This window comes from uncultured Serinicoccus sp., assembly GCF_947487915.1.
Lineage (GTDB): Bacteria > Actinomycetota > Actinomycetes > Actinomycetales > Dermatophilaceae > Ornithinicoccus.
The window spans coordinates 334,714-357,140 of record NZ_CANKYH010000004.1; the positions used below are offsets into that span (position 1 = coordinate 334,714).

Annotated in this window: 19 protein-coding genes; 13 read left to right on the plus strand and 6 right to left on the minus strand. The window is 73.0% G+C overall.

Annotated features, from left to right (window positions below; translation table 11 throughout):
- Nucleotides 1-3: 3 nt before the first annotated feature.
- On the plus strand, nucleotides 4-1,461 hold the full coding sequence (locus Q0795_RS06970; protein WP_298888226.1) for a GuaB1 family IMP dehydrogenase-related protein: 1,458 nt from the start codon (nucleotides 4-6) through the stop codon (nucleotides 1,459-1,461).
- Nucleotides 1,462-1,726: 265 nt separating this feature from the next.
- Here the strand turns inward: Q0795_RS06970 and Q0795_RS06975 are convergent, their stop codons facing one another.
- The 3 genes from Q0795_RS06975 to map all read right to left on the minus strand — a co-directional run bounded on the left by Q0795_RS06975 (nucleotide 1,727) and on the right by map (nucleotide 4,579).
- Nucleotides 1,727-2,680: a type IV toxin-antitoxin system AbiEi family antitoxin domain-containing protein gene (locus Q0795_RS06975; protein ID WP_298888228.1), complete on the minus strand. Its 954-nt coding sequence runs from the start codon at nucleotides 2,678-2,680 to the stop codon at nucleotides 1,727-1,729.
- A gap of 200 nt (nucleotides 2,681-2,880) precedes the next feature.
- Nucleotides 2,881-3,642, minus strand: a complete 762-nt coding sequence (ppgK, locus tag Q0795_RS06980; protein WP_298888231.1) for a polyphosphate--glucose phosphotransferase — start codon at nucleotides 3,640-3,642, stop codon at nucleotides 2,881-2,883.
- Between the two features lie 76 nt (nucleotides 3,643-3,718).
- On the minus strand, nucleotides 3,719-4,579 hold the full coding sequence (gene map / locus Q0795_RS06985; RefSeq protein WP_298888233.1) for a type I methionyl aminopeptidase: 861 nt from the start codon (nucleotides 4,577-4,579) through the stop codon (nucleotides 3,719-3,721).
- Nucleotides 4,580-4,644: 65 nt separating this feature from the next.
- Here map and Q0795_RS06990 point away from each other — a divergent pair, with 65 nt between their 5' ends.
- A complete protein-coding gene (locus Q0795_RS06990) occupies nucleotides 4,645-4,854 on the plus strand; it encodes a methionine aminopeptidase (RefSeq protein WP_298888234.1) in 210 nt (69 codons plus the stop codon).
- A gap of 86 nt (nucleotides 4,855-4,940) precedes the next feature.
- Here the strand turns inward: Q0795_RS06990 and Q0795_RS06995 are convergent, their stop codons facing one another.
- Complete coding sequence (locus tag Q0795_RS06995; protein WP_298888236.1) at nucleotides 4,941-5,942, minus strand: TIGR03557 family F420-dependent LLM class oxidoreductase; 1,002 nt, start codon at nucleotides 5,940-5,942, stop codon at nucleotides 4,941-4,943.
- Nucleotides 5,943-5,997: 55 nt separating this feature from the next.
- Here Q0795_RS06995 and Q0795_RS07000 point away from each other — a divergent pair, with 55 nt between their 5' ends.
- Genes Q0795_RS07000 through Q0795_RS07025 form a run of 6 tightly spaced genes read left to right on the plus strand, consistent with a single transcriptional unit; the run spans nucleotide 5,998 to nucleotide 13,091 of the window.
- A complete protein-coding gene (locus tag Q0795_RS07000; RefSeq protein WP_298888238.1) occupies nucleotides 5,998-6,345 on the plus strand; it encodes an MGMT family protein in 348 nt (115 codons plus the stop codon).
- Nucleotides 6,346-6,349: 4 nt separating this feature from the next.
- Nucleotides 6,350-7,678, plus strand: coding sequence for a glutamine synthetase family protein (locus Q0795_RS07005; RefSeq protein ID WP_298888240.1), 1,329 nt, complete (start codon nucleotides 6,350-6,352; stop codon nucleotides 7,676-7,678).
- Between the two features lie 14 nt (nucleotides 7,679-7,692).
- Nucleotides 7,693-10,977 (plus strand): bifunctional [glutamine synthetase] adenylyltransferase/[glutamine synthetase]-adenylyl-L-tyrosine phosphorylase, encoded by a 3,285-nt coding sequence (locus tag Q0795_RS07010; protein ID WP_298888241.1) that lies wholly within the window; start codon nucleotides 7,693-7,695, stop codon nucleotides 10,975-10,977.
- Between the two features lie 10 nt (nucleotides 10,978-10,987).
- Nucleotides 10,988-11,632, plus strand: a complete 645-nt coding sequence (locus Q0795_RS07015) for a hypothetical protein (RefSeq protein WP_298888243.1) — start codon at nucleotides 10,988-10,990, stop codon at nucleotides 11,630-11,632.
- Complete coding sequence (locus tag Q0795_RS07020) at nucleotides 11,629-12,336, plus strand: HisA/HisF-related TIM barrel protein (RefSeq protein WP_298888245.1); 708 nt, start codon at nucleotides 11,629-11,631, stop codon at nucleotides 12,334-12,336. The genes Q0795_RS07015 and Q0795_RS07020 overlap by 4 nt, the downstream gene beginning before the upstream one ends.
- On the plus strand, nucleotides 12,333-13,091 hold the full coding sequence (locus tag Q0795_RS07025; RefSeq protein ID WP_298888247.1) for an SseB family protein: 759 nt from the start codon (nucleotides 12,333-12,335) through the stop codon (nucleotides 13,089-13,091). Before Q0795_RS07020 ends, Q0795_RS07025 begins: the two co-directional genes overlap by 4 nt.
- A gap of 91 nt (nucleotides 13,092-13,182) precedes the next feature.
- Here the strand turns inward: Q0795_RS07025 and Q0795_RS07030 are convergent, their stop codons facing one another.
- Entirely contained in the window at nucleotides 13,183-14,751 is a 1,569-nt protein-coding gene (locus Q0795_RS07030; RefSeq protein ID WP_298888249.1) for a catalase, read from the minus strand.
- Nucleotides 14,748-15,227: a Fur family transcriptional regulator gene (locus Q0795_RS07035; RefSeq protein ID WP_298888250.1), complete on the minus strand. Its 480-nt coding sequence runs from the start codon at nucleotides 15,225-15,227 to the stop codon at nucleotides 14,748-14,750. The genes Q0795_RS07030 and Q0795_RS07035 overlap by 4 nt, the downstream gene beginning before the upstream one ends.
- A 286-nt stretch (nucleotides 15,228-15,513) precedes the next feature.
- On the opposite strand from Q0795_RS07035, the gene Q0795_RS07040 reads away from it, so the two are divergent.
- From Q0795_RS07040 to Q0795_RS07060, 5 genes are all read left to right on the plus strand, one after another.
- Complete coding sequence (locus tag Q0795_RS07040; protein WP_298888252.1) at nucleotides 15,514-19,887, plus strand: S8 family serine peptidase; 4,374 nt, start codon at nucleotides 15,514-15,516, stop codon at nucleotides 19,885-19,887.
- Between the two features lie 323 nt (nucleotides 19,888-20,210).
- Nucleotides 20,211-20,825, plus strand: a complete 615-nt coding sequence (gene infC, locus Q0795_RS07045) for a translation initiation factor IF-3 (RefSeq protein WP_298888300.1) — start codon at nucleotides 20,211-20,213, stop codon at nucleotides 20,823-20,825.
- Nucleotides 20,826-20,930: 105 nt separating this feature from the next.
- Complete coding sequence (gene rpmI / locus Q0795_RS07050) at nucleotides 20,931-21,125, plus strand: 50S ribosomal protein L35 (RefSeq protein ID WP_058892344.1); 195 nt, start codon at nucleotides 20,931-20,933, stop codon at nucleotides 21,123-21,125.
- A gap of 55 nt (nucleotides 21,126-21,180) precedes the next feature.
- Nucleotides 21,181-21,567: a 50S ribosomal protein L20 gene (gene rplT / locus Q0795_RS07055; protein WP_298752799.1), complete on the plus strand. Its 387-nt coding sequence runs from the start codon at nucleotides 21,181-21,183 to the stop codon at nucleotides 21,565-21,567.
- A 31-nt stretch (nucleotides 21,568-21,598) separates the two neighbouring features.
- Nucleotides 21,599-22,417, plus strand: a complete 819-nt coding sequence (locus Q0795_RS07060; RefSeq protein WP_298888254.1) for an RNA methyltransferase — start codon at nucleotides 21,599-21,601, stop codon at nucleotides 22,415-22,417.
- Nucleotides 22,418-22,427: the final 10 nt, after the last annotated feature.

A 22,427-nucleotide genomic window follows, 5' to 3' on the forward strand; every position in this document is an offset into this window, starting at 1 on the left:
CTCGTGGAGTTCCTCAACGGCACCGAGCCGGTGCACGACCTGACCTACAACGACGTCTTCATGGTGCCGTCCCGCTCGTCGGTGACCTCCAGGCTGGACGTCGACCTGTCGACCGCCGACGGCACGGGCACCACGCTGCCGCTCGTCGTCGCCAACATGACCGCGGTCGCCGGGCGCCGCATGGCCGAGACCGTGGCCCGCCGGGGTGGCATCGCGGTCCTGCCGCAGGACATCCCGCTGCCGCAGGTGCGCGCGACGATCGGGGCGGTCAAGGACAGCCACCCGCTCTACGAGACGCCGATCACCATCGAGCCCGGCGCCCCCGTCGCGCAGCTGCTGTCGGTGATGTCCAAGCGGGCGCACCAGGCCGCGGTCGTCGTCGAGGACGGCTCCCCGGTCGGCATCGTGCTGGAGTCCGACACCGAGGGCGTCGACCGGTTCTCCTCGGTCCGGGACGTCATGCAGCCCCCGCGGGTCGTGCTCGAGGAGGGCGTCGAGCTGCGCGCGGCCTTCGACCTGCTGGAGGAGACGCGTGCCGGGATGGCCCCCGTCGTCGTCGACGGGCACCTGGCCGGCGTGCTGACCCGCACCGGGATCCTGCGGTCCGGGATCTACGCGCCCGCCCTGGACGCCTCGGGCCGGCTCCGGGTCGGTGCGGCCGTCGGCATCAACGGCGACGTCGCCGGGCGGGCGGGCGAGCTGCTGGCCGCCGGCGCGGACGTGCTCGTCGTCGACACCGCCCACGGTCACCAGGACAAGATGATCGACGTCCTCCCGGCCGTGGTCCGGGCGCGCGACGACCACGAGGCCGCTACCGGCGTACGGGTGGTCATCGCCGCGGGCAACGTCGTCTCCCGCGCCGGCACCCTCGAGCTGGTCGAGGCAGGGGCCGACATCGTCAAGGTCGGGGTCGGCCCCGGGGCGATGTGCACGACCCGGATGATGACCGGCGTGGGTCGGCCGCAGTTCTCCGCGGTGCTCGAGTGCGCGGACGCCGCCCGCGAGGTCGGCGCCCACGTCTGGGCCGACGGCGGCGTGAAGTACCCCCGGGACGTCGCCCTGGCCCTCGCGTCCGGCGCCGGCTCGGTCATGGTGGGCTCGTGGTTCGCCGGGACGCTGGAGTCGCCCGGTGACCTCATCCGCGACGCCGACGGCCGGCTCTACAAGGAGTCCTTCGGTATGGCGTCCGCGCGCGCGGTCCGGAACCGCACCCGGGAGATGTCGGCCTTCGACCGCGCCCGGGCCGCCCTCTTCGAGGAGGGCATCTCCTCGGGCCGGATGTTCGTCGACCCGGCCCGGCCCGGGGTGGAGGACCTCATCGACCAGATCGTCTCCGGGGTCCGCTCGGCCTTCACCTATGCGGGGGCGCGCACCATCGGGGAGTTCCACACCCGTGCCGTCGTGGGCCTGCAGGGCGCCGCCGGCTACGACGAGGGGCGGCCACGGCATACCTCCTGGTGAGGCCGCGGCCACGGCATACCTCCTGGTGAGGCCGCGGCCGCCACGGTCCCGTCTCCGGCATACCTCCTGGCCTGGAGCGTCGGCCGGGCCCCCACTGTCGGCCGGTTCGTCATCTCTCGTCCTCCGGGTCAACCTTCGGCCCCGTCGAGGGGGACGAGAGATGACCACGAGGACGAGGGTTGACGTGGCGGCTGATGGACGGCCGGCCGAGCCCCCGCCCGCGCCGGGTGCTCAGGAGGCCCGGGTATTCAGGAGGCCCGGGTGCTCAGGAGGCCCGGGCGGCGATGAGGTGCGGGCTGGCGCTGCGAGCGGCCCGCGCGACCACCCCGGACACCACGGCGGGCTGCGTGAGGCAGTCCCAGGTGAGCCGGCCGACCCCGTAGCCGAGGGCCCGGATCCGGTCCTCGCGGTGCTTCTCGGCGGCCAGGGCCTGCCGGCCCTCGTGTCCGGCGTACTTCAGCCGCCCGTCGAACTCCAGGACCACCCCCAGCTCGGGCAGGTAGAAGTCGACCCGGGCCACGACGACGTCCCCGTCGCGCACGACGTGCTGCGGGATGACCGTCAGACCCAGGTCGAGAAGGATGAGCCGCAGCAGCGACTCACCCGGGGACTCGCTGCGGCCGTCGGCCCGCGCGACAGCCAGCCTGGCCCCGAGGATGCCGGGGACGTGCGCCCGGGTGTCGAGCTGTTCCAGGAGGTCGGCGGGGGAGACGAGCCCGCGGTGCAGGGCGGCGTCCATCGCTGCCACGGCCGGCCCGTGCGGCACCTGCAGAGCGGTCCCGACCACGGCCGTCGTGGCCGCGACGACCGGCAGGCCCTCCAGCCTGGTGATCCGCTGCTCGCCCGGGCACAGGTGCACGCTGTAGTCGGAGCGCCTGCGGCTGGTCCCGACCGGACGGGCGTGGCACACGTGCAGCCGGTCGAGGGGCACCTGAGGCACCGGCAGCCCCCACAGCAACGCCGCCGACAGGTGGCTGGCGGCCCAGTCCTCGGGCCGGCTGCGCACGAGCGCGTGGACCCGCAGCACATGCCGCCCGGCGTCGTGCGCCTCACGGTCCAGCGCACTGGTCTGCACGTAGGCCCCCCGGCCCACCCGGGTCAGGACCTTGCGGGCGACGAGCAGTCGCAGCACCTCGCGCGAGATACCGATGGAGGCCGCCTCGGCCGTGGTGATGGCGAAGTGATGGGTGTGGAGGAAGCCCTCCAGAGCCGGTGTCATGACCGTCAGGCTGGCAGGTTCCGCGGGGAGTCAGGGGCGTACGGTCGGCACCTGTGGACAACCGTGGTTGGCGACGGGACTTTCGTCCGGCACGTCAACCAACAGCCCCCTCGACGAGGCCGAAAGCTGACGAACCGGCCGACGGTTGACCATCCGGCTGAGAGATGGGTGGAAGGAGGGGCATACCCCGGCGACCCGGGTCAGCCCAGGTGCACGGCCTGCCAGGCGGCGCCGATGATGCCGGCGTCGTTCTTGAGCATGGCGGGGACGATGGGGGCCCGGGTGTGCAGGAGCGGGAGGTACTTGTCCGCCTTCTTCGACACGCCCCCGCCCACGATGATGAGGTCGGGCCACAGCAGGTCCTCGACGTGGGAGTAGTAGCGCTGCAGCCGCTCGGCCCACTCCTCCCAGGAGAGGTCCTCGTCCTCCCGGGCGCTGCTGGCGGCGCGGGTCTCGGCGTCGTGACCGTCCAGCTCCAGGTGCCCCAGCTCGGTGTTCGGCAGCAGCTCGCCGTCCATGAACAGGGCGGTCCCGATCCCGGTGCCGAGGGTGGTGAGCAGGACCACGCCGTCGTTGCCGCGGCCGGCGCCGTAGTGCATCTCCGCGACCCCGGCCGCGTCGGCGTCGTTCATGACGTGCACCCGGCGGCCCACCGCCTTGCTGAAGAGGTGGTCGGCGTCGGTGCCGATCCAGGACGGGTCGATGTTGGCGGCCGTCCGGACGGTGCCGTGGTGCACGACGGCGGGCACGGTGATGCCGAGCGGGGCGTGCTTGTCGAGGTCGCCGTCGAACTTCTCGACGATCTCGGCCACCACCTCCGCCACGGCGTCCGGCGTCGACTCCTCCGGCGTCGGGATGCGCTGGCGGTCGGTGGCGAACTCGCCGGCCTCGAGGTCGACCGGAGCCCCCTTGATGCCGCTGCCGCCGATGTCGATCCCGAGGACGTCGTGCTTCTTGCCCATGCTTCCTCCCACGTGGTGACGGAGCACCGAGTATGCCGTGCTGCGGGTCGGCGCGGTTCGGGGACCGGCGCCGGGGTCAGGGGAGGGTGAGGATCTCGGCGCCGTCGTCGGTGATGAGCAGCGTGTGCTCGAACTGGGCCGAGGGCCGGCCGTCCGCGGTGAGGATCGTCCAGCCGTCCTCCCACTCCGTCCACTCGGGAGTGCCGAGGTTGAGCATCGGCTCGATGGTGAAGGTCATCCCGGGCTCGATGAGGGTGTCGTGGTCCGGGGCCGCGTCGTAGTGGGGGATCACCAGCCCGGAGTGGAAGGCCTCACCGACGCCGTGCCCGGTGTAGTCGCGGACGACGCCGTAGCCGAACCGGCCGGCATAGCTCTCGATGACCCGGCCGATGACGTTGACCTCGCGCCCCGGCCGCGCCGCGCGGATGGCGCGCGCCAGCGCCTCCTGCGTCCGCTCGACCAGGAGCCGGGTCTCCTCGGCCACCTCCCCGCACAGGAACGTCGCGTTGTTGTCGCCGTGCACCCCGCCGATGTATGCCGTGATGTCGATGTTGCAGATGTCACCCTCGCGCAGCTCCCGGTCGTCCGGGATGCCGTGGCAGATGACCTCGTTGACGGAGGTGCACAGCGACTTGGGGAACCCGCGGTAGCCCAGGGTCGAGGGGTAGGCCCCGTGGTCGAGGAGGAACTCGTGGCCCGCCCGGTCGATGGCGTCGGTGGTCACCCCGGGGCGCACCATCTCGCCGCAGAGCGCCAGCGCCTGGGCCGCCAGCCGCCCGGCGTGCCGCATCGCCTCGATGGTCTGCGCGTCCTTGACCTCCGAGCCGCGGAACGGCGTCGGAGCCGTCCGGTCGACGTACTCCGGGCGGTCGATGGAGGCGGGCACCGGCAGGCGCGGGCTGACGCGTCCGGGGGCGATCGGGGCGAGCGTGGGCATAGGGTCCAGTCTAGGTGCCGTGCTCACGACCGGAGCACGGAGTCGAGGCCAGACGGAGGCGACGGATGCAGTACTGGTACAACACCAAGACCGGCCAGGTGGAGTCCGAGGTCGACGACCAGCGGGCCCGCAGCGCCGACCTGCTCGGCCCCTACGCCAGCGAGGACGAGGCCTCGCGCGCGCTCGAGATCGCCCGGGAGAAGACCGAGCGCTGGGACGAGGAGGAGCGCGAGGACGACAACTGGGACAACAACCCGTTCAACGACCAGGGCTGACCCCGGGCGGGTGAGCCGGACCGAGCTCGGGGGGGGCCGACCGGGTGCGTCGACACGTCCCGGACGGGGCTGCAGCCGCCGGCGCCTCAGCGGTGCAGCTGCGGCAGCACCTCGCGGCCGAACACCTCGAGCCACTCCTGCTGGTTGCGCCCGACGTTGTGCAGGTAGACCCGGTCGAAGCCGAGGTCGAGCAGGCTCTGGATGTGCTGACGGTGCACGTCCGGGTCGGAGGAGATGACCATCCGGCCCTCGAAGTCCTCCGGTCGCACGAGCTGGGCCATCGCGGCGAAGTCGTGCGGTGAGCGGATGTCGGCCTTGCCGAACTTCATCCCGCCGTTGGGCCACTCGCGCACCGCGTTGTCCAGCGCCTCCTCGTCGGTCGGCGCCCACGACAGGTGCAGCTGCAGGACCTTGGGCATGGTGTCGGGGTCCTTGCCGGCCTCGCGGGCCCCGTCGGCGAACTTCCCCAGCAGCATCTCGATCTTCTCCGGCGGGGCGCCGACGGTGATGATGCCGTCCGCGTGCCGTCCCGTCTTCTTCGCGTTGACCGGGCCGGCCGTGGCGACGAGGATCGGCGGCGGCGCGTCCGGCATGGTCCACAGCCGGGTGGTCTCCATCCGGAAGAACTCGCCGGCGAACTTTGTGTCCTTGCCGGCCACCGACGCCTCGAAGAGCTGCGTGATGAGGTCGACGGCCTCGAACATCCGGCGCGAGCGCTCTCCGGCCTCCGGCCAGTAGCCGCCGAGCACGTGCTCGTTGAGCGCCTCTCCCGCGCCCACGCCGAGCCAGGTGCGCCCGGCATACATCGACTCCAGGGTGGCGGCGGCCTGCGCGACGACGGCCGGGTGCCAGCGGAAGCTGGGGCAGACGACGCCGGGGCCGAGGTCGCCGGCGGTGCGCTCCCCGACGGCGGTGAGGACGTTCCAGACGAAGGCCGACTGGCCCTGCTGCGGCACCCACGGGGCGAAGTGGTCGGCGGCCATGCAGCCGGAGAACCCGTGCTCCTCGGCCGCGGCGGTGAGCGCCACCGCCTCGGAGGGGTGGAACTGCTCCAGCATCGCGGCATACCCGACCGTGAGTTCGCTCATGCTCCTCAGGGTATGCCTCGTCCCCGACACCCCCCGCCCCGGTAGCGTGCCCCCGGTGGACGAGGTGCTGGTCGAGCGGGTGCTGCGCGCGGTCGAGCAGGTGCCACCCGGGCGCGTGGTGAGCTACGGCGACCTCGCCGCGCTCGTCGGCATCGGCCCGCGCCAGGTCGGCTCGATCCTGCGGCACTGGGGCGACAACGTGACCTGGTGGCGGGTGACCAGCCACGCGGGCGACTTCCACGCCGACCTGCTGGCCCGGGCCCGGCCGCACTGGGACGAGGAGGGGATCCGGGTCAAGCCCAACGGCCGGGGCTGCCGCATCGTGGACTACCGGGCCGACCTGAACGCCCTCGCCGCGGACTACGCCCGGGCCACGGCGGACCTCACCGATGGGGCAGGATGAGGTCATGAACCGCCAGCAGGAGTACGTCCTCCGCACCATCGAGGAGAGGGACATCCGGTTCGTCCGGCTCTGGTTCACCGACCTCATGGGCACCCTGAAGTCGGTGGCCGTGGCCCCGGCCGAGTTGGAGCAGGCCTTCACCGAGGGCATCGGCATCGACGGCAGCGTCATCGAGGGCTTCACCCGGGTCTACGAGGCCGACATGATCGTCCAGCCCGATGCCGACACCTTCCAGGTGCTGCCCTGGCGCGACCGCACGGCCCGGATGTTCTGCGACATCAACATGCCGGACGGCACTCCGGCCGCGACCGACTCGCGCAACATCCTCCGGCGGACCCTCGACCGGGCCGGCGAGCAGGGGTTCACCTTCTACACCCACCCCGAGATCGAGTTCTACCTCTTCAAGGAGCCCTACGACCGCACCCTCGGCCCGGCCCCGGTGGACCAGGCGGGCTACTTCGACCACGTCGCCCGCGGCGACGGGCACGACTTCCGCCGGGGGGCGATCGAGATGCTCGAGCAGATGGGCATCTCGGTGGAGTTCAGCCACCACGAGGGTGGGCCGGGGCAGCAGGAGATCGACCTGCGCTATGCCGACGCCCTGTCGATGGCGGACAACATCATGACCTTCCGCACCGTGGTGCGGGAGGTGGCGCTGCACGAGAAGGCGTTCGCGACCTTCATGCCCAAGCCCCTCGCCCAGCATCCCGGGTCGGGCATGCACACCCACGTCTCGCTCTTCGAGGGGGACAGCAACGCGTTCTACGAGCCGGGCGCCGACTACGAGCTCTCCCAGACCGGTCGCCGGTTCATGGCGGGGGTCCTCATGCACAGCCGGGAGATCTGCGCCGTCACCAACCAGTGGGTCAACTCCTACAAACGGCTCTGGGGCGGTGGTGAGGCCCCGGCCCACGTGTGCTGGGGGCACAACAACCGCTCCGCCCTGGCCCGCGTCCCGATGTACTCCGTCGGTCGCGGTCACTCGCGCCGGGTCGAGGTGCGCTCGATCGACGCGGCGTGCAACCCCTACCTCACCTACGCCCTCGTCCTGGCCTCCGGTCTACGGGGGATCAAGGAGGGCTACGACCTCCCGCCGGAGGCCGAGGACGACGTCTGGGTGCTCACCGACGCCGAGCGGCGGGCCATGGGCATCGACCCGCTGCCGCAGAGCCTCGGCGAGGCGGTGGCGGTGATGGAGGGCTCGGAGCTGGCGGCCGAGGTGCTGGGCGAGCAGGTCTTCGACTTCTACCTGCGCAACAAGTGGCAGGAGTGGGGCGACTACCGCTCCCAGGTCACGCAGTTCGAACTGGACCGCTACCTGCTCCACCTGTGACCGGAGGGTATGCCGTGCCACCACCGGACAGCACCCCCGCGCACGCCGCCGCCGACGGGCGACCGCGCAGCGGTGGGCGTCCCGGAGGGGAGCGGCTGGGGGCGGCCCGGCTGGCCCGGGGAGGCTTCCAGGACAGCGGGCGGGCAGGCCGGCTGCTGGAGGAGGTGCTCGGCCGGCTCGGCAGCGCCGACGACGAGCCGGAGGCGGACGTCGCGGGGCTGGTCGCGGACCTGGGGGCGAGTGCCGACCCCGACGCGGCCCTGCTGCTGCTGGTGCGCCTGCTCGACCCCCGGTCGACGGGGGCCGACGGGCGGCGCTGCGACGAGGTCACCCTGCCGGTGGTGCGGGCCGGCGGGGAGCCGCGCCGCCGGTTGCTGTCCCTGCTGGGCGGCTCGGTCGCCCTGGGCGAGACTCTCCTGCGGCACCCCGAGCACGTGCGCGACGTCGCGGAGGGGCTCTCCCCGGAGCCGTGGAGCATCGTCGAGGCCGTGCGCGGACAGCAGGGGCGCACCGGGATGGACGCCCTGCGGGTCGCCTACCGGTGCCAGCTGCTGCGGGTCGCGACCGCCGACCTCACCTCGCCGGAGCCCGTCGCTCTCCTGCCGGCGGTCGGCGGGGCCCTGGCCGACCTCGCCTCGGCCGCGCTGGAGGGTGCGCTGCTGCTGGCCAGGGCCGAGGTCGAGGACGAGGACACCTGCGCCCTGACCGTGGTCGCCATGGGCAAGACCGGGGGCCGTGAGCTCAACTACATCTCCGACGTCGACGTCATCTTCCTGGCCGCCCCGCGGTCCGGGGCCCAGGAGTCCGCAGCGCTCGCGGTCGGGGGCCGGCTGGCCACGGCGGTCATGCGCATCTGCGCGGAGTCCACCGCCGAGGGCACCCTCTGGCAGGTGGACGCCGCGCTGCGGCCGGAGGGCAAGCACGGCCCGCTCGTGCGCTCTCTGGACTCCCACCGGGAGTACTACCAGCGCTGGGCCAAGACCTGGGAGTTCCAGGCGCTGCTCAAGGCCCGGGTCGTCGCCGGCGACGGCGATCTGGGCCGACGGTGGCTCGAGCTCGTCGAGCCGATGGTGTGGGAGGCGGCGGGCCGGGAGAACTTCGTCGACGAGGTGCAGTCGATGCGCCGCCGGGTCGAGCAGCACGTCCGCCGGGACGAGGTGGACCGGCAGATCAAGCTCGGGCCGGGCGGGCTGCGCGACATCGAGTTCAGCGTGCAGCTGCTGCAGCTCGTGCACGGCCGGGCCGACCCCGCCCTGCGCTCGCGGACCACGCTGGAGGCGCTGTCCGCCCTCCGCGACGGGGGCTACGTCGGGCGCGAGGACGCCCAGGCGCTCGACGAGGCCTACCGGCTGCTGCGCTGCCTGGAGCACCGCGTGCAGCTGCACCGGATGAAACGCACCCACCTCATGCCGACCGGGGAGGCCGACCTGAGGCGCCTCGGGCGGTCCCTGGGGGAGCGCGGTGATGCCGACCGGGCGGTCCTGCAGCGCTGGAAGGGGGTGCGCCGCGAGGTCAGACGTCTGCACGAGCGGCTGTTCTACCGGCCGCTGCTGTCGGCGGTGGCCCGGCTGTCGTCCGACGAGGCGCGGCTGTCGCCCGAGGCGGCCCGCGCGCGGTTGGCCGCGCTGGGCTTCCGCGACCCGGCCGGCGCGATGCGCCACCTCGAGGCGCTGACCGAGGGCGTGAGCCGCCGGGCCACGATCCAGCGGCACCTGCTGCCGGTCATGCTGTCCTGGTTCGCCGACGGGGCCGACCCCGACGCCGGGCTGCTGGCCTTCCGCCGGCTCAGCGACGCGCTCGGCACCACGCACTGGTACCTCGGGATGCTCCGCGACGAGGGCAGTGCCGCCCAGCGGCTCGCCCGGGTGCTCTCCTCCAGCCGGTATGCCGTGGACCTGCTCATCAGGAGCCCGGAGACGGTGGCCCTGCTCGGCGACGAGGCGGAGCTGGTGGCGCCCGACAAGGACGCCCTGGTGGCCCGGATGACCGCCGCCGCGACCCGGCAGGAGAGCGCCGGGGAGGCCTTCGCCTCCGTCCGCTCGGTGCGCGCCCGGGAGCTGGTGCGGATCGTGCTGGGCGACCTGGCGGCCGGGTGGGAGGGGCCACTGGTGCGCCAGGCCCTCAGCGACCTCACCGACGCCTACCTCGAGGGGGCGCTCGGGGTGGCGACCCGCCGGGTGCTGGCCCGTCGGGGGGAGGAGGCCGCCGCGGCGCTGCTCCTCGTCGGGATGGGGCGCCTCGGTGGCCGCGAGGTCGGCTACGCCAGCGACGCGGACGTCATGTTCGTCTACGACCCGCTCCCGGAGGCATCCTCGGAGCTGGCGGCGGAGCAGGCGGTCGAGATCGTCACCGAGCTGCGCAAGGGGCTCACCGGGCCTGGCCCCGACCCGGTCCTCGAGCTGGACGCCGGCCTGCGCCCCGAGGGCAAGGCAGGACCGCTCGTGCGCAGCCTGGAGGGGTACCGAAGCTACTACGAGCGCTGGTCGGCCGGCTGGGAGTCCCAGGCCCTGCTGCGGGCACGACCCGTGGCCGGGGACGCCGGTCTCGGGGAGGCCTTCGCCGAGATGGTCCGTCCCCTGCGGTGGCCGGACGGAGGGATCGACGACGCCGCGGTCCGGGAGATCCGCAAGCTCAAGGCCCGGATGGAGGCCGAGCGGCTGCCCCGGGGCGCGGACCCCCGGACCCACCTCAAGCTGGGCATGGGCGGGCTGTCGGACGTGGAGTGGGTGGCCCAGCTGCTGCAGCTGCAGCACGCCCACGACCACCCCGGCCTCCGGACGACCAGCACCATCGAGGCGCTCCGTGCGGCGGGGGAGGCCGGGCTGCTCTCGGACCAGGACCAGGAGCCGTTGGTCCAGGCCTGGTGCATCGCCTCCCAGCTGCGGGACGCGGGCATCGTGTGGCGCGGACGTCCGGTGGACAGCGTTCCCAGCGACCTGCGCGACGCGGAGGGCATGTCCCGGGTCATGCGGCGGGGCCCGGGCAGCGGCGCGTCCCTCGCCCAGGACTGGAGGCGGACCGCCCGACACGCCCGCGAGGTGGTGGAGCGCCTCCTCTACGGCAACAGGCCACCGCGCACGGGCGCCGAGGGGGAGACCCCGGGGCGTGCTGCCGGCTCGCCCTCCCGCACCCGGCCGGACGCACCGTCCCGGGACCGGCGCACCGACGGTTTCGGCCGCCCTCGGGTGGCCTCGCCCCCGCGCGACGCGGGCCACTTCCCCCCGCCCCGCCGCGACCCGTTCGGCCGGTCCCCACGAGGTCGCCGTGGCGAGGACGGACCCGGACCCGCCGGTCCGTAGGATGTGCCGGGTGAGCCGACCCGACGATGTGACGACGTCCGGACGCTCCCAGGGGCTCGTCCTCGCGTCCGGCCCGCGGCAGGAGGTCGATGCCTGGGTGGGCGCCAGCATCGTCCCGGTCACCGTGGTCCCGCTCCCGGGCTGGGTGGCCGTCGTCACCCGGGGCCCCTCCCGTGCCGGGCCCCCCTACGAGGACGGTGGGCTGCTCAGCGCCTGCCGGGCGCTGTCCGCCAAGGCCGCACCGGGACTCGGGTTCTTCGAGGTGGACGGGCGCGCCCTGATGACCCTGCACCAGCCGGGGCGGCGCCGGCGGGTCCGCTGGGTGGTGTGGGAGCCCGAGAAGGGCCTGTTGCGGCCGCCGGGACTGGAGCTCGCCGGGCCCGCGGAGATCGTCGGTCTGGCGGGCGCGGCACCGGCCGTGCGGGACGAGCTCGTGGACCTGCTGCACGAGACCCGGGTGCGTCCGGCCCGCATGCTGCAGGCCGTCATGGCCACCCTCGGTCTGCCCGGCACCCGCCTGGTGGAGGACCCCGAGCACGCGGACGCGCTCCCGGGGGCGGTCCGCAGCGAGCCCGACCCGCAGCAGGTCGGGTGGTTCCAGGACGCCGTCCGTGACTCCGTCCGCCTGCGCCGGGAGCTGGGCGTGCTCTCGTGACGCAGGGCCTGACCCTCCTCCCCGCGGTGGACGTGGCGGCCGGTCGGGCGGCCCAGGTCCCCGGTGACGCCGGTGCGCGGCCCTCGGACGTGGCCCGGTCCCTCGTGCGCGAGGGCGCCCGGTTCCTCCACCTCGTCGACCTGGACCGCGCCTTCGGGCGGGGTGGCGACCCCGAGCTCATGGCGGGTCTGGTCGAGGAGCTGCCCGTCCCGGTGCAGCTCTCCGGCGGCATCGCCGGGCCGGAGGACCTGTCCTGGGCGCAGGGCACCGGCGCCGTCCGCGTGGTCCTCGCCAGCTCGGCCCTGGCCGACCCCGCCCTCGTCGAGGAGGCGGCGCGCCGGTTGGGGGAGCGGCTGGTGGTCGCGGTCGACGTGCGCGACGGCGAGGTCGTCGCCCGGGGAACGACGCTGCGGCTCGGCCCGGTCTCCGAGGTCGTGGCGAGGCACCCGGTCCTGCGCGAGGGCCGGGTGCGCGTGCTGGTGGCGGACGCGTCCCGCGACGGGCGGAGGACGGGGGCCGACGTGGCGCTCTTCAGCTCGGTCGCCCGGCTCGTGGGCTCGGCGGTGACCGCCTCCGGAGGGGTCGCCGGCCTGGCCGACCTGCGGGCGCTGCGCGACTGCCCGGACGTGGACGAGGTGGTGCTGGGAGCAGCGCTGCACGAGGGGGCGCTCACCTTGCACGAGGCGCTGGAGGTCTGCCGGTGACCGGCCGCTTCTCGCAGCACCGACCGCAGGACGGCGCCGACACCGGCGGCGTGCCGTGGGCCGGTCGCACCCTGACCGGTACCGGCTTCGACGGCGACACGGGGGAGGCGGACGCGGTCCTGGCGGGGCTGCTCACCGGCGGCGACGCCGAGGCGACCGACGTGGTGGCCGCCGTCGCCCGGGCGCGGCTGGTCGTGCCGATCGTCGCGGTGGCCGCCGAGGTCGACGACAGCTCGGGCACCTCCGTCGACGCGCGCAGCGACATGGCCTCGGTCACCCTGGTCGCCCCGGACGGTCAGCGCGCGCTGCCGGCCTTCACCAGCACACGGGCGCTCACCGCCTGGGACCCCAGCGCCCGTCCCGTGCCGGTGACGGCGCAGCGAGCCGCCCAGGCCGCGCTGCAGGAGGGCTGCGAGGTGGTCCCGCTGGACCTCCCGCCCCGCCCGGGGCCGGCCGCCTGGACGCTCACCGGGAGCATGGTGCGCGCGCTCGCGACCGGGCGGCCCTGGGCTCCGGCCCACCGCGACGAGCACGTCGCGCAGGCCGTGTCGGCGGTGGTGGCGCAGGAGGAGGCGGTGCAGGGGCACGACCTCGCCGGGGAGGGGGGCGAGCTGGTCGTGGCCCTCGCCCTGCGGCCGGGCTTGACCCGGCCCGAGCTGGAGGGTGTCGTGGCGCGGCTCGGCCGGGGGATCGCGTTGGAGCCCGGGGTGCGCGAGCGCATCGATGCGGTCGCCTTTCGGCTGGGCACCGCCTGACGCGGGCCCCTCGGCATGACGGGAGCGCCCCACCACCGCGTGCCGCGGTGGTGGGGCGCTCCGTGATCTGCACCGTGGCCGGTGCCCCGGCTCAGCGGTGGCTGCCGACCAGGTCCGACCGGGACTCGCCCAGGGACTCGACCTGCGGCGTGCCGCCGTCGCTCTCCCGGACCTCGGCCTCGGCGGCGATCTGCTCGATCCGCTCACCCACGCCCTGGTGGATGTTCCGCCAGTACTCGTAGACCCGCTGGCGGATCATCGGGTCGCAGGCGCCCATCATGCCGCCGACCGTCTGGGCGAGCCGCTCGCGCTGGGCGTCGTCGTAGACCTCGCCCACCAGCAGCGCGGCCTGCCCCGTGTCGCTGTCGTCCTCGCGGAGGTCGTAGGCCTGGCGGACCAGCTCGCCGTCGGCCTCCCAGCCGTTCTCCACCGGGCCGGTCCGGTCCGACCACGGGCGCCCGTAGGAGTTCGTGACGTAGGTGGGCTGGCTCCCCGAGTGCAGGTAGGCCATCGGCCCGTCGAACTGGTAGGCGTTGACCTGCACCTTGGGCTGGTTCACCGGCAGGTGGGTGAAGTTGGCACCGATGCGGTGACGCTGGGCGTCCGGGTAGGAGAACACCCGGGCGAGCAGCATCTTGTCGGGGGAGACGCCCGTGCCGACCACCTGGTTGGACGGCGAGAACGCCACCTGCTCGATCTGGGCGAACCAGTTCTCCGGGTTGCGGTTCAGCGTCATCCGGCCCACCTTGATGAGCGGGTAGTCCGAGTGCGGCCACACCTTGGTGAGGTCGAACGGGTTGTAGCGGTAGGTCTTGGCCTCGTCGTACGGCATGACCTGCACCAGCAGGGTCCAGCTGGGGTGGTCGCCGCGGTCGATCGCCTCGAAGAGGTCCCGCCGGTGGTAGTCGGCGTCGGAGCCGGCGAGCCGGTCGGCCTCCTCGTTGCTGATGTTGTGGACCCCCTGGTCGCTGTGCCAGTGGTACTTCACCCAGAAGCGCTCACCCTGCTCGTTGACCCACATGTAGGTGTGCGAGGAGTAGCCGTTCATCTCGCGCCACGTCCTCGGCAGCCCACGGTCGCCCATGAGGTAGCTCACCTGGTGCGAGGACTCGGGGTTGGCGGTCCAGAAGTCCCACTGCATGTTGGGGTCGCGCAGCCCGCTGTCCGGGGTGCGGCGCTGGGACCGGATGAAGTTGGGGAACTTCAGCGGGTCCCGCACGAAGAAGATGGGGGTGTTGTTGCCGACGATGTCCAGGTTGCCCTCGTCGGTGTAGAGCCGCACCGAGAAGCCGCGCACGTCCCGCCAGGTGTCGGGCGAGCCCTGCTCGCCGGCGACGGTGGAGAACCGGGAGATGACCTCGCTGCTGGCGCCCGGCTGGAAGATGCCGGCCTTGGTGTAGGCGGAGACGTCCTCGGTGGTCTCGAACGTGCCGAAGGCGCCGGAGCCCTTGGCGTGGGGCAGCCGCTCCGGGACCTTCTCCCGGTCGAAGTGCGCCAGCGCCTCGACGAGGCTCACGTCGTGCAGCATGAGCGGGCCGTTCGGCCCGACCGAGAGGCTGTTGCGGTCGGAGTCGTGGGGGGCGCCGTTGGTGGTGGTGCCTCCGGTGGGCTCGGGGCCCTGACCGGAGTGCTCGGCGTTCACGTATCCGGGGTAGGTCATACCTGCTCCTTGGGATGGGTGGATGGGACATCGGTGGTCTGGTGGGTCGCCCGATCGCGACACGCGGGGCACAGGCCCCAGTAGATGACCTCGGCCTCGTCGACCTCGAACCCCACGGCGCTCGCGCCGGTCGTGTCGACGCAGGGAGCCGTCCCGACGACGCAGGGCACGTCGACGAGTACCTCGCAGGCGCGGCAGACGACGTGGTGGTGGTTGTCCCCGAGGTCCAGCTCGTAGCGCGCCACCGCGTGCGCCGGCTGGATCCGACGCACGAGCCGCGCCGAGGTGAGGACCCGCAGCACGTCATACACGCCCTGGACGGACACGCCCCGGTGCTGCGCCCTGGTGAGCCGCACCACGTCGGTCGCCTCGAGGTGGGGGTGACGGTGGAGGGTGTCGAGGACGGCCAACCGAGGGGGCGTGACCCGCAGACCGACGCCCCGGAGGGTGTCGGCGGAGGCGGCTGACGGGGTCATGCCCCCACCTGATCACGAAAACTTGAACGACTCAAGTTGGGGTCGGCGTCCCGATGCCCCTGGTCAGCGAGGGGCAAAGGTTCGGTATGAAGATCGTCAAGTTCGTTGCGCCCTGGGAAACCGTCTCCATAGTGTCGAGGACGAGCCGGGGAGTTCGTCCTCGGCGTCCAAGGGTGGATCCGGGGAGGGTGGTAGGCCGCGCACCGCGGCCCTGACGGGACTGCTGGACGACGACGGCATCCCTGCCGCGTCGACGACGTACCGCTCAAGGAAGTAGGGCATGTAGATGCATTCACCATCCCGACGGCGCTGGTGGGCCACCCTGGCCACCGGCGCCTTGCTCGTCCCGGGAGCCGCGACGCTCCCGGCCTCCGCGGAGCCGCTGGCTGCCGGCCCGGAGGAGAAGATCGAAGCAGCGGTCGACGCCGCCCTGGAGGACGAGGGACGCTCGGACGTCTGGGTCCGGTTCGCCGACCGGCCCGACCTGGCGAAGTTCGCCTCGATCACCGACTGGGACAAGCGTGGCCAGGCCGTCGCGGACGCGTTGCAGGCGTCCGCGTCGCAGAGCCAGGCCGACCTGCGGCAGGAGCTGGACGACGCCGGGGTGGAGTACCGCAGCTTCTGGGCGACCAACTCGATCCGGGTCGACGCCGCCGACCTCGACCTGGTGACGTCGATGGCGTCCGAGCAGGGCGTCGAGGGCATCTACGCGCCGATGGAGATCGAGCTGCCGCCCCTCAAGGTGGAGGAGCCGCAGATGGCGCCGGCCGCCGTCGAGTGGGGCGTCGACGACGTCAACGCGCCCGAGGTGTGGAACGACCTCGGCATCCGGGGGGAGGGTGTCGTCGTCGCCACCATCGACTCCGGTGCGCAGTACGACCACCCGGCGCTGGTGAACTCCTACCGCGGCAACAACGGCGACGGCACCTTCGACCACGACTACAACTGGTTCGACGCCGCCGGAACCTCGCCCGACGCCCCGGCGGACGGCGACGGGCACGGCACCCACGTGACCGGGACCATGGTCGGCGACGACGGCGGGGACAACCAGGTGGGCGTGGCCCCCGGCGCCACGTGGATCGCCGCCAACGGCTGCTGCCCCAGTGACGCGGCGCTCATCGCCTCCGGCGAGTGGATGCTGGAGCCCACCGACCTCCAGGGCGAGAACCCGGACGTCTCGAAGCGGCCGCACATCATCAACAACAGCTGGGGTACCACCGCCCCCTCGAACGCCCCCTTCATGGAGGACATCATCGAGGCCTGGGCCGCCAGCGGTCAGTTCGGCGTCTTCGCCAACGGCAACTCCGGCCCCTCCTGCGAGAGCTCGGGCTCGCCCGGCAGCCGCATCGTGGCCTACAGCGTCGGCAACTACAACATCAACCACACCATCTCCGGCACGTCCGGACGCGGTGCCGGTCAGGACGGGGAGATCAAGCCGAACATCTCGGCACCGGGCAGCGCGGTGCGCTCCTCGGTCCCGGGCAACGGCTACGCCGTCTACAGCGGCACCTCCATGGCCAGCCCGCATGTCGCGGGCGCGGTGGCGTTGGCCTGGTCCGGCGCCCCGGCGCTCGTCGGCGATGTCGAGGGCACGCGCAACCTGCTCAACGGCACGGCGATCGACACCGAGGACCTGCAGTGCGGCGGCACCGCCGAGGACAACAACGTCTTCGGCGAGGGTCGGCTGGACGCCCTCGAGCTGGTGACCTCCTCGCCCATCGGGGACGCGGGCACGCTGGAAGGCACGGTCACGGACGCCGGCAGCGGCGACCCGCTCGCCGACGCCTCCGTCGTCATCGAGGGCGCCACCGAGCGTGAGCTCCTCACCGGCGAGGCGGGCGGCTACTCGGCCACCCTGTCCTCGGGTGACTACGACCTCACCATGAGCAAGTTCGGGTATGCCACCGAGACCGCGAGCGCCACCGTCGAGCCGGGTGGGACGACCACCGTCGACGCGGCGCTCGAGCCGGTCCCGAGCGGGACCGTGACGGGCACCGTCACCGACGGCTCCGGCTACGGCTTCCCGCTCTACGCGCGGGTGAGTGCCGAGGGGACCCCCGCGGCGGCCTACACCGACCCCGAGACCGGCGAGTTCTCGCTGGACCTGCCCGAGGGCGAGACCTTCGAGCTCACCGTGCAGGCGCAGTACCCCGGCTACCTCTCCACGACGGTCGAGGCCTCCGCCGGAGGCGAGGGCCTCGACGTCTCCGTCCCGGTCGACGCCGCGACGTGCACCGCCCCCGGCTACGCCTACGAGGTCGACGGGGTGACCGAGGGCTTCGACGAGGCGTCCGTGCCCGAGGGCTGGGAGGTCCTCGACGAGGCAGGGACCGGTGAGGTCTGGCGGTTCGACGACCCGGGTGAGCGCGGCAACCTGACCGGTGGTGAGGGCGGCTTCGCGGTCGTCGACTCCGACTTCTACGGGTCGGGCGGCAGCCAGGACACCTACCTCGTCAGCCCGTCCGTCGACATGAGTGACCTGTCCGAGCCCGTCGTCGGCTTCCAGCAGGACTTCTACGCCCTGGGCGCGGACCTGGCCGATGTCGAGCTCAGCACCGACGGTGGCGAGACCTGGACGACCGTCCTGAGCCAGGACAACTCCGTCCGCGGGCCTGCGGAGCAGGTCGTGCAGCTGCCCGACGCGGCGGGTGAGTCCGACGTCAAGGTGGCCTTCCACTACCACCAGGCCTCCTACGCCTGGTGGTGGCAGGTCGACGACGTCTTCCTGGGCAACCGGGCCTGCTCGCCCACCGGCGAGGGCGGCTACGTGGTCGGCAACGTCTACGGTGAGGAGGACGGCGAGGGTGTCGTCGGCGCGACCGTCAGCAACGTGGACGCGCCGGAGGAGTCCGGCACCACGATGGCGACCCCGTCGGACGACAACCTGGACGACGGCTTCTACTGGCTGTTCTCGGCCTCCCCGGGGACGCACCCGTTCGAGGCCTCGGCCCGCGGCTTCGCGTCCACCACGCAGGACGTCACCGTCGCCGCGTCCGACGCGGTGCGCGCGGACTTCGTCCTGGGCTCCGGCTTCGTCGTCGTGGACGAGAGCGAGATCGAGGTCTACCAGCCGCTCGGGTCGACGCGGAACCACCGGTTCTGGGTGAACAACACCGGGTCCGGCGCCGCCGAGGTGACCATGACGGAGCAGGCCGGCGAGTTCGAGATCCTGCGCGTCGACGGTTCCACCGAGCGCATGGGTGCGAGCTACGAGGGAGACGGGGGTGAGGTCGTCACGCTCGACGTGGAGACCTCGCTGGCCGCCGGGACCACCGGCCGGTTCGGCAGCACCGGTGCGGCCGACCCCGTCCGGGTGGCCGCCGACCCGTGGACCCCGCTGGGCAACTACCCGCGGGTGGCCATGGACAACCGCGTGGTGAACCTCGACGGCGACTGGTACACGCTGGGCGGCACGACCGGTTCGGCGGCCTTCGCCGACGTCAACCGCTACGACCCCGCCGCCATGGAGTGGGTCGCGGCGGCCGCCCTGCCGGAGGCCGCCTCGGCGGTCACCGCCGGTGCGGTCGACGGCCGGATCGTGGTCACGGGTGGCTGGGTGGACGGCGGCGTCTCGAGCGCCACCCACACCTACGACCCCGGCTCCGACTCCTGGTCGTCGGCGGCGGAGGCTCCGGAGGCCCGGTCGGCCGCCGGGACCGCGGTCCTGGACGGGATGCTCTACTCGGTGGGTGGCTGCACGACGGCCGACTGCACCCCGATGAGCGACACGGTCATGGCCTACGACGCGGCCGACGACAGCTGGCAGCAGCTGGCCGACTACCCGGTCGCGGCCGCCTTCGTCGTCTGCGGCGGGGCCGACGGTCAGGTGCTGTGCTCGGGTGGCAACCCGGGCTCCGGCGGGATCGCCGACACCTACGCCTACGACCCGGGCAGCGACAGCTGGACCGAGCTGCCCGACGCCCCGGCCGACCACTGGGCCGCCCAGGCCTCTGCCGCCAACGGCCAGCTGGTCGTCAACGGTGGGGTCCAGGGTGGTGCCGTCACCAACGCGAGCTTCGCGCTCGACGGTGCGTCCGGCGAGTGGTCGGAGATCCCGGCCAGCAGCGCCGCGGTCTACCGCGGTGGCATGGCCTGCGGCATCGCCAAGGTCGGTGGCTCGACCGGCGGCTTCACCCCGATCGACGTGGCCGAGCAGCTGCCTGGCTACGACGAGTGCGGGTCGAGCGCGGCGGACGTCGACTGGCTGACCGTGGACCCGATGGAGTTCACCCTCGAGCCGGGTGAGCGGGTGCGGGTCACCGTCACCACCGACGCCAACGTCGCCCAGCCGGGGGACTACACCGCCGGTATCGGTATCCGGACGAACACCCCGCAGGACCTCGAGCCGATCGGCGTGACGATGCATGTCACGCCGCCGCGCAACTGGGGCAAGATGCAGGGCGCCGTCGAAGGGATCGAGTGCGACACGTCGCGGGTCGGCCTCGGAGGTGCCGTCGTGGACCTCACCCCCAACAAGGGTGACGACCCCGGCTACAGCCTCATCACCGAGGACGACGGGTCGTACGCCTACTGGGTGATCACGGGTCGGTACCAGACGATCGTCGCCAAGGACGGGTACCGTCCGACGGTGGACGACGTGCGGGTGCCGCGGGGCCGGATCGTGACGGAGGACTTCGCCCTCCGCAAGATCGGGTGCTGAGGGGAGGCTGACCGCCAGGTCAGCAGCCCTCACACCAGGCGGCCCGTCCCGACAGAGCTCGGGGCGGGCCGCCCCCGTCTGCTACCCTGGACACTGACCAGTCGGGCGTTCGTGCGCCCGACGTGCAAGAGAGGCCCCCGCCTCCACCCGCGTCGACCGTCCAGGTCGCCGGGTCCCGGTCCCGCGCGGTGCATGCACCGAGCGGGTGTGTGGCTCTCGCGATCCGTCGCGAGGGCGCCACGGTCGGCCTCTTGCGCACCCGGTGCCAGGAGGCCTTTCTGGTGCTCGGGGTCGTCACGACACGACGACGAAGGAGCAGGCACATCAGCGAGCCTCGCATCAACGACCGCATCCGGGTCCCGGAAGTGCGGTTGGTGGGCCCCAACGGGGAACAGGTCGGCATCGTGCGCGTCGAGGACGCGCTGCGGCTGGCGGCCGAGGCCGACCTCGACCTGGTCGAGGTCGCCCCGATGGCGCGCCCTCCGGTCGCCAAGCTCATGGACTACGGCAAGTACAAGTACGAAACCGCCATGAAGGCCAGGGAAGCGCGCAAGAACCAGGTCAACACGGTCATCAAGGAGATCAAGCTCCGCCCGAAGATCGACGACCACGACTACGGCACCAAGAAGGGCCACGTCGTGCGCTTCCTCAAGGCGGGCGACAAGGTCAAGGTGACCATCATGTTCCGTGGCCGCGAGCAGTCCCGGCCCGAGCTGGGCTTCCGGCTGCTGCAGCGGCTGGCCGAGGACGTGATCGAGCTGGGTCACGTCGAGAGCGCGCCCAAGCAGGACGGCCGCAACATGGTCATGGTGCTCGGTCCCACCGCCAAGAAGGCCCAGGTCCGGCAGGCGAAGCGTCGGGACGCCGAGCGCGCCCAGGGTGAGCAGCCCGCCGGCCCGGCGGACGACGGGGCAGCCCTCGCCGGCGACGCCCAGTGAGCGTGCGGGCGCGAGCGCACGGCTCGGGCCCGCGACCACCGGCATACCCCACAGAACCACGCCCGGCACCCCGGGCGAGACGATGACGACGAAGGAGATCGGCTCATGCCGAAGATGAAGACCCACAGCGGCGCCAAGAAGCGGTTCCGCGTGACGGGTTCCGGCAAGCTCATGCACCAGCGCGCGCGCCACGTGCACAAGTTCCAGGAGCGCAGCAGCCAGGCCGCGCGCCGGCTGGTCAACGACAAGGAGGTCGCGCCCAGCGACGTCCGCAAGGTCAAGAAGATGCTCGGTCTCTGACCGGGCACCTTCCCCTCGAACCCACCCCCTGAAGCACTAGTCAAGGAGTACTCACGTGGCACGCGTGAAGCGGGCGGTCAACGCCCACAAGAAGCGCCGGGTCGTCCTGGAGCGCGCCAGCGGTTACCGCGGGCAGCGCAGCCGGCTCTACCGCAAGGCCAAGGAGCAGGTCACCCACAGCCTGGTCTACAGCTACAACGACCGGCGCGCCCGCAAGGGTGACTTCCGTCGCCTCTGGATCCAGCGCATCAACGCCGGCGCCCGCGCCCACGGGATGACCTACAACCGGTTCATCCAGGGCCTCAAGGCCGCCGGCGTCGAGGTCGACCGCCGCATGCTGGCCGAGCTCGCCGTCCACGACGAGACGGCCTTCGCCGCGCTCGTCGAGCTCTCCCGCGCCAACGTGCCGGCCGTCGGCACCGCGGCCGAGTCCGCGGCCTGAGCAGCCGTACGACGCACCGACGCCCCAGCGCATGAGCGCCTCCGACCGTCCGCTGCTGAGCAACGCTCGCAGCGAACGGGTCCGGGAGGTCTCCGCGCTGGGGCGTCGTGCTGCCCGCGCGCGCTCGGGCAGGTTCCTCGTCGAGGGCCCGCAGGCCGTGCGCGAGCTGCTGCGGTATGCCGCCGGGCACGCCCGCGCGCTGTACGTCACCGCGGCGGCGGGGGAGCGGCATACCGAGATCCTCGTGGCGGCGCGGCGCGAGGACGTGCCGACCTGGACGTGCACCGAGGAGGTGCTGGCGGCGATGGCGGACACGGGTTCACCGCAGGGGGTGCTGGCCGTCGCCGAGCAGGTCGACGTGCCCCTCGACCAGGCGCTGGACGCCGTGGGGCCGGGGGGCTTCGCCGTCGTCCTCACGCACGTGCGGGACCCCGGCAACGCGGGCACGGTGCTGCGGGGGGCGAGCGCCTTCGGTGCCGCGGCGGTGCTCGTGAGCGCCGCCTCGGTCGATGTGCACCACCCCAAGGTCGTGCGCTCCACCGTCGGGGCGCTCTTCCACCTGCCGGTCAGCGTGCGGACGCCGGTGGAGGAGCTGCTGGAGGCGTGCCGGGCGCGCGGGATCCGGCTGCTCGCCGCCGACGGGGCCGGCGAGGTCCCGCTCCCGGACGCCGACCTGGGCGGGCCGCACGCCTGGGTCCTCGGCAACGAGGCCTGGGGGATGCCCGCCGAGGTGCTCGCCTCGTGCGACGTCGGCGTCTCGATCCCCATCGAGCGGGCCGAGTCGCTGAACCTCGCGATGGCCGCGACGGTCTGCCTGCACGCCTCCGCGGCGGCCGCCGCCCGGCGCTGAGGGTCCCGAC

What these genes read in the sequence shown, in the direction of transcription:
- Q0795_RS06975 (WP_298888228.1), bottom strand. Translation starts at nt 2,680, where the DNA reads ATGACACCGGCTCTGGAGGGCTTCCTCCACACCCATCACTTCGCCATC.
- ppgK (WP_298888231.1), bottom strand. Translation starts at nt 3,642, where the DNA reads ATGGGCAAGAAGCACGACGTCCTCGGGATCGACATCGGCGGCAGCGGC.
- map (WP_298888233.1), bottom strand. Translation starts at nt 4,579, where the DNA reads ATGCCCACGCTCGCCCCGATCGCCCCCGGACGCGTCAGCCCGCGCCTG.
- Q0795_RS06990 (WP_298888234.1), top strand. Translation starts at nt 4,645, where the DNA reads ATGCAGTACTGGTACAACACCAAGACCGGCCAGGTGGAGTCCGAGGTC.
- Q0795_RS06995 (WP_298888236.1), bottom strand. Translation starts at nt 5,942, where the DNA reads ATGAGCGAACTCACGGTCGGGTATGCCGCGATGCTGGAGCAGTTCCAC.
- Q0795_RS07005 (WP_298888240.1), top strand. Translation starts at nt 6,350, where the DNA reads ATGAACCGCCAGCAGGAGTACGTCCTCCGCACCATCGAGGAGAGGGAC.
- Q0795_RS07030 (WP_298888249.1), bottom strand. Translation starts at nt 14,751, where the DNA reads ATGACCTACCCCGGATACGTGAACGCCGAGCACTCCGGTCAGGGCCCC.
- Q0795_RS07035 (WP_298888250.1), bottom strand. Translation starts at nt 15,227, where the DNA reads ATGACCCCGTCAGCCGCCTCCGCCGACACCCTCCGGGGCGTCGGTCTG.
- Q0795_RS07040 (WP_298888252.1), top strand. Translation starts at nt 15,514, where the DNA reads ATGCATTCACCATCCCGACGGCGCTGGTGGGCCACCCTGGCCACCGGC.
- rpmI (WP_058892344.1), top strand. Translation starts at nt 20,931, where the DNA reads ATGCCGAAGATGAAGACCCACAGCGGCGCCAAGAAGCGGTTCCGCGTG.
- Q0795_RS07060 (WP_298888254.1), top strand. Translation starts at nt 21,599, where the DNA reads ATGAGCGCCTCCGACCGTCCGCTGCTGAGCAACGCTCGCAGCGAACGG.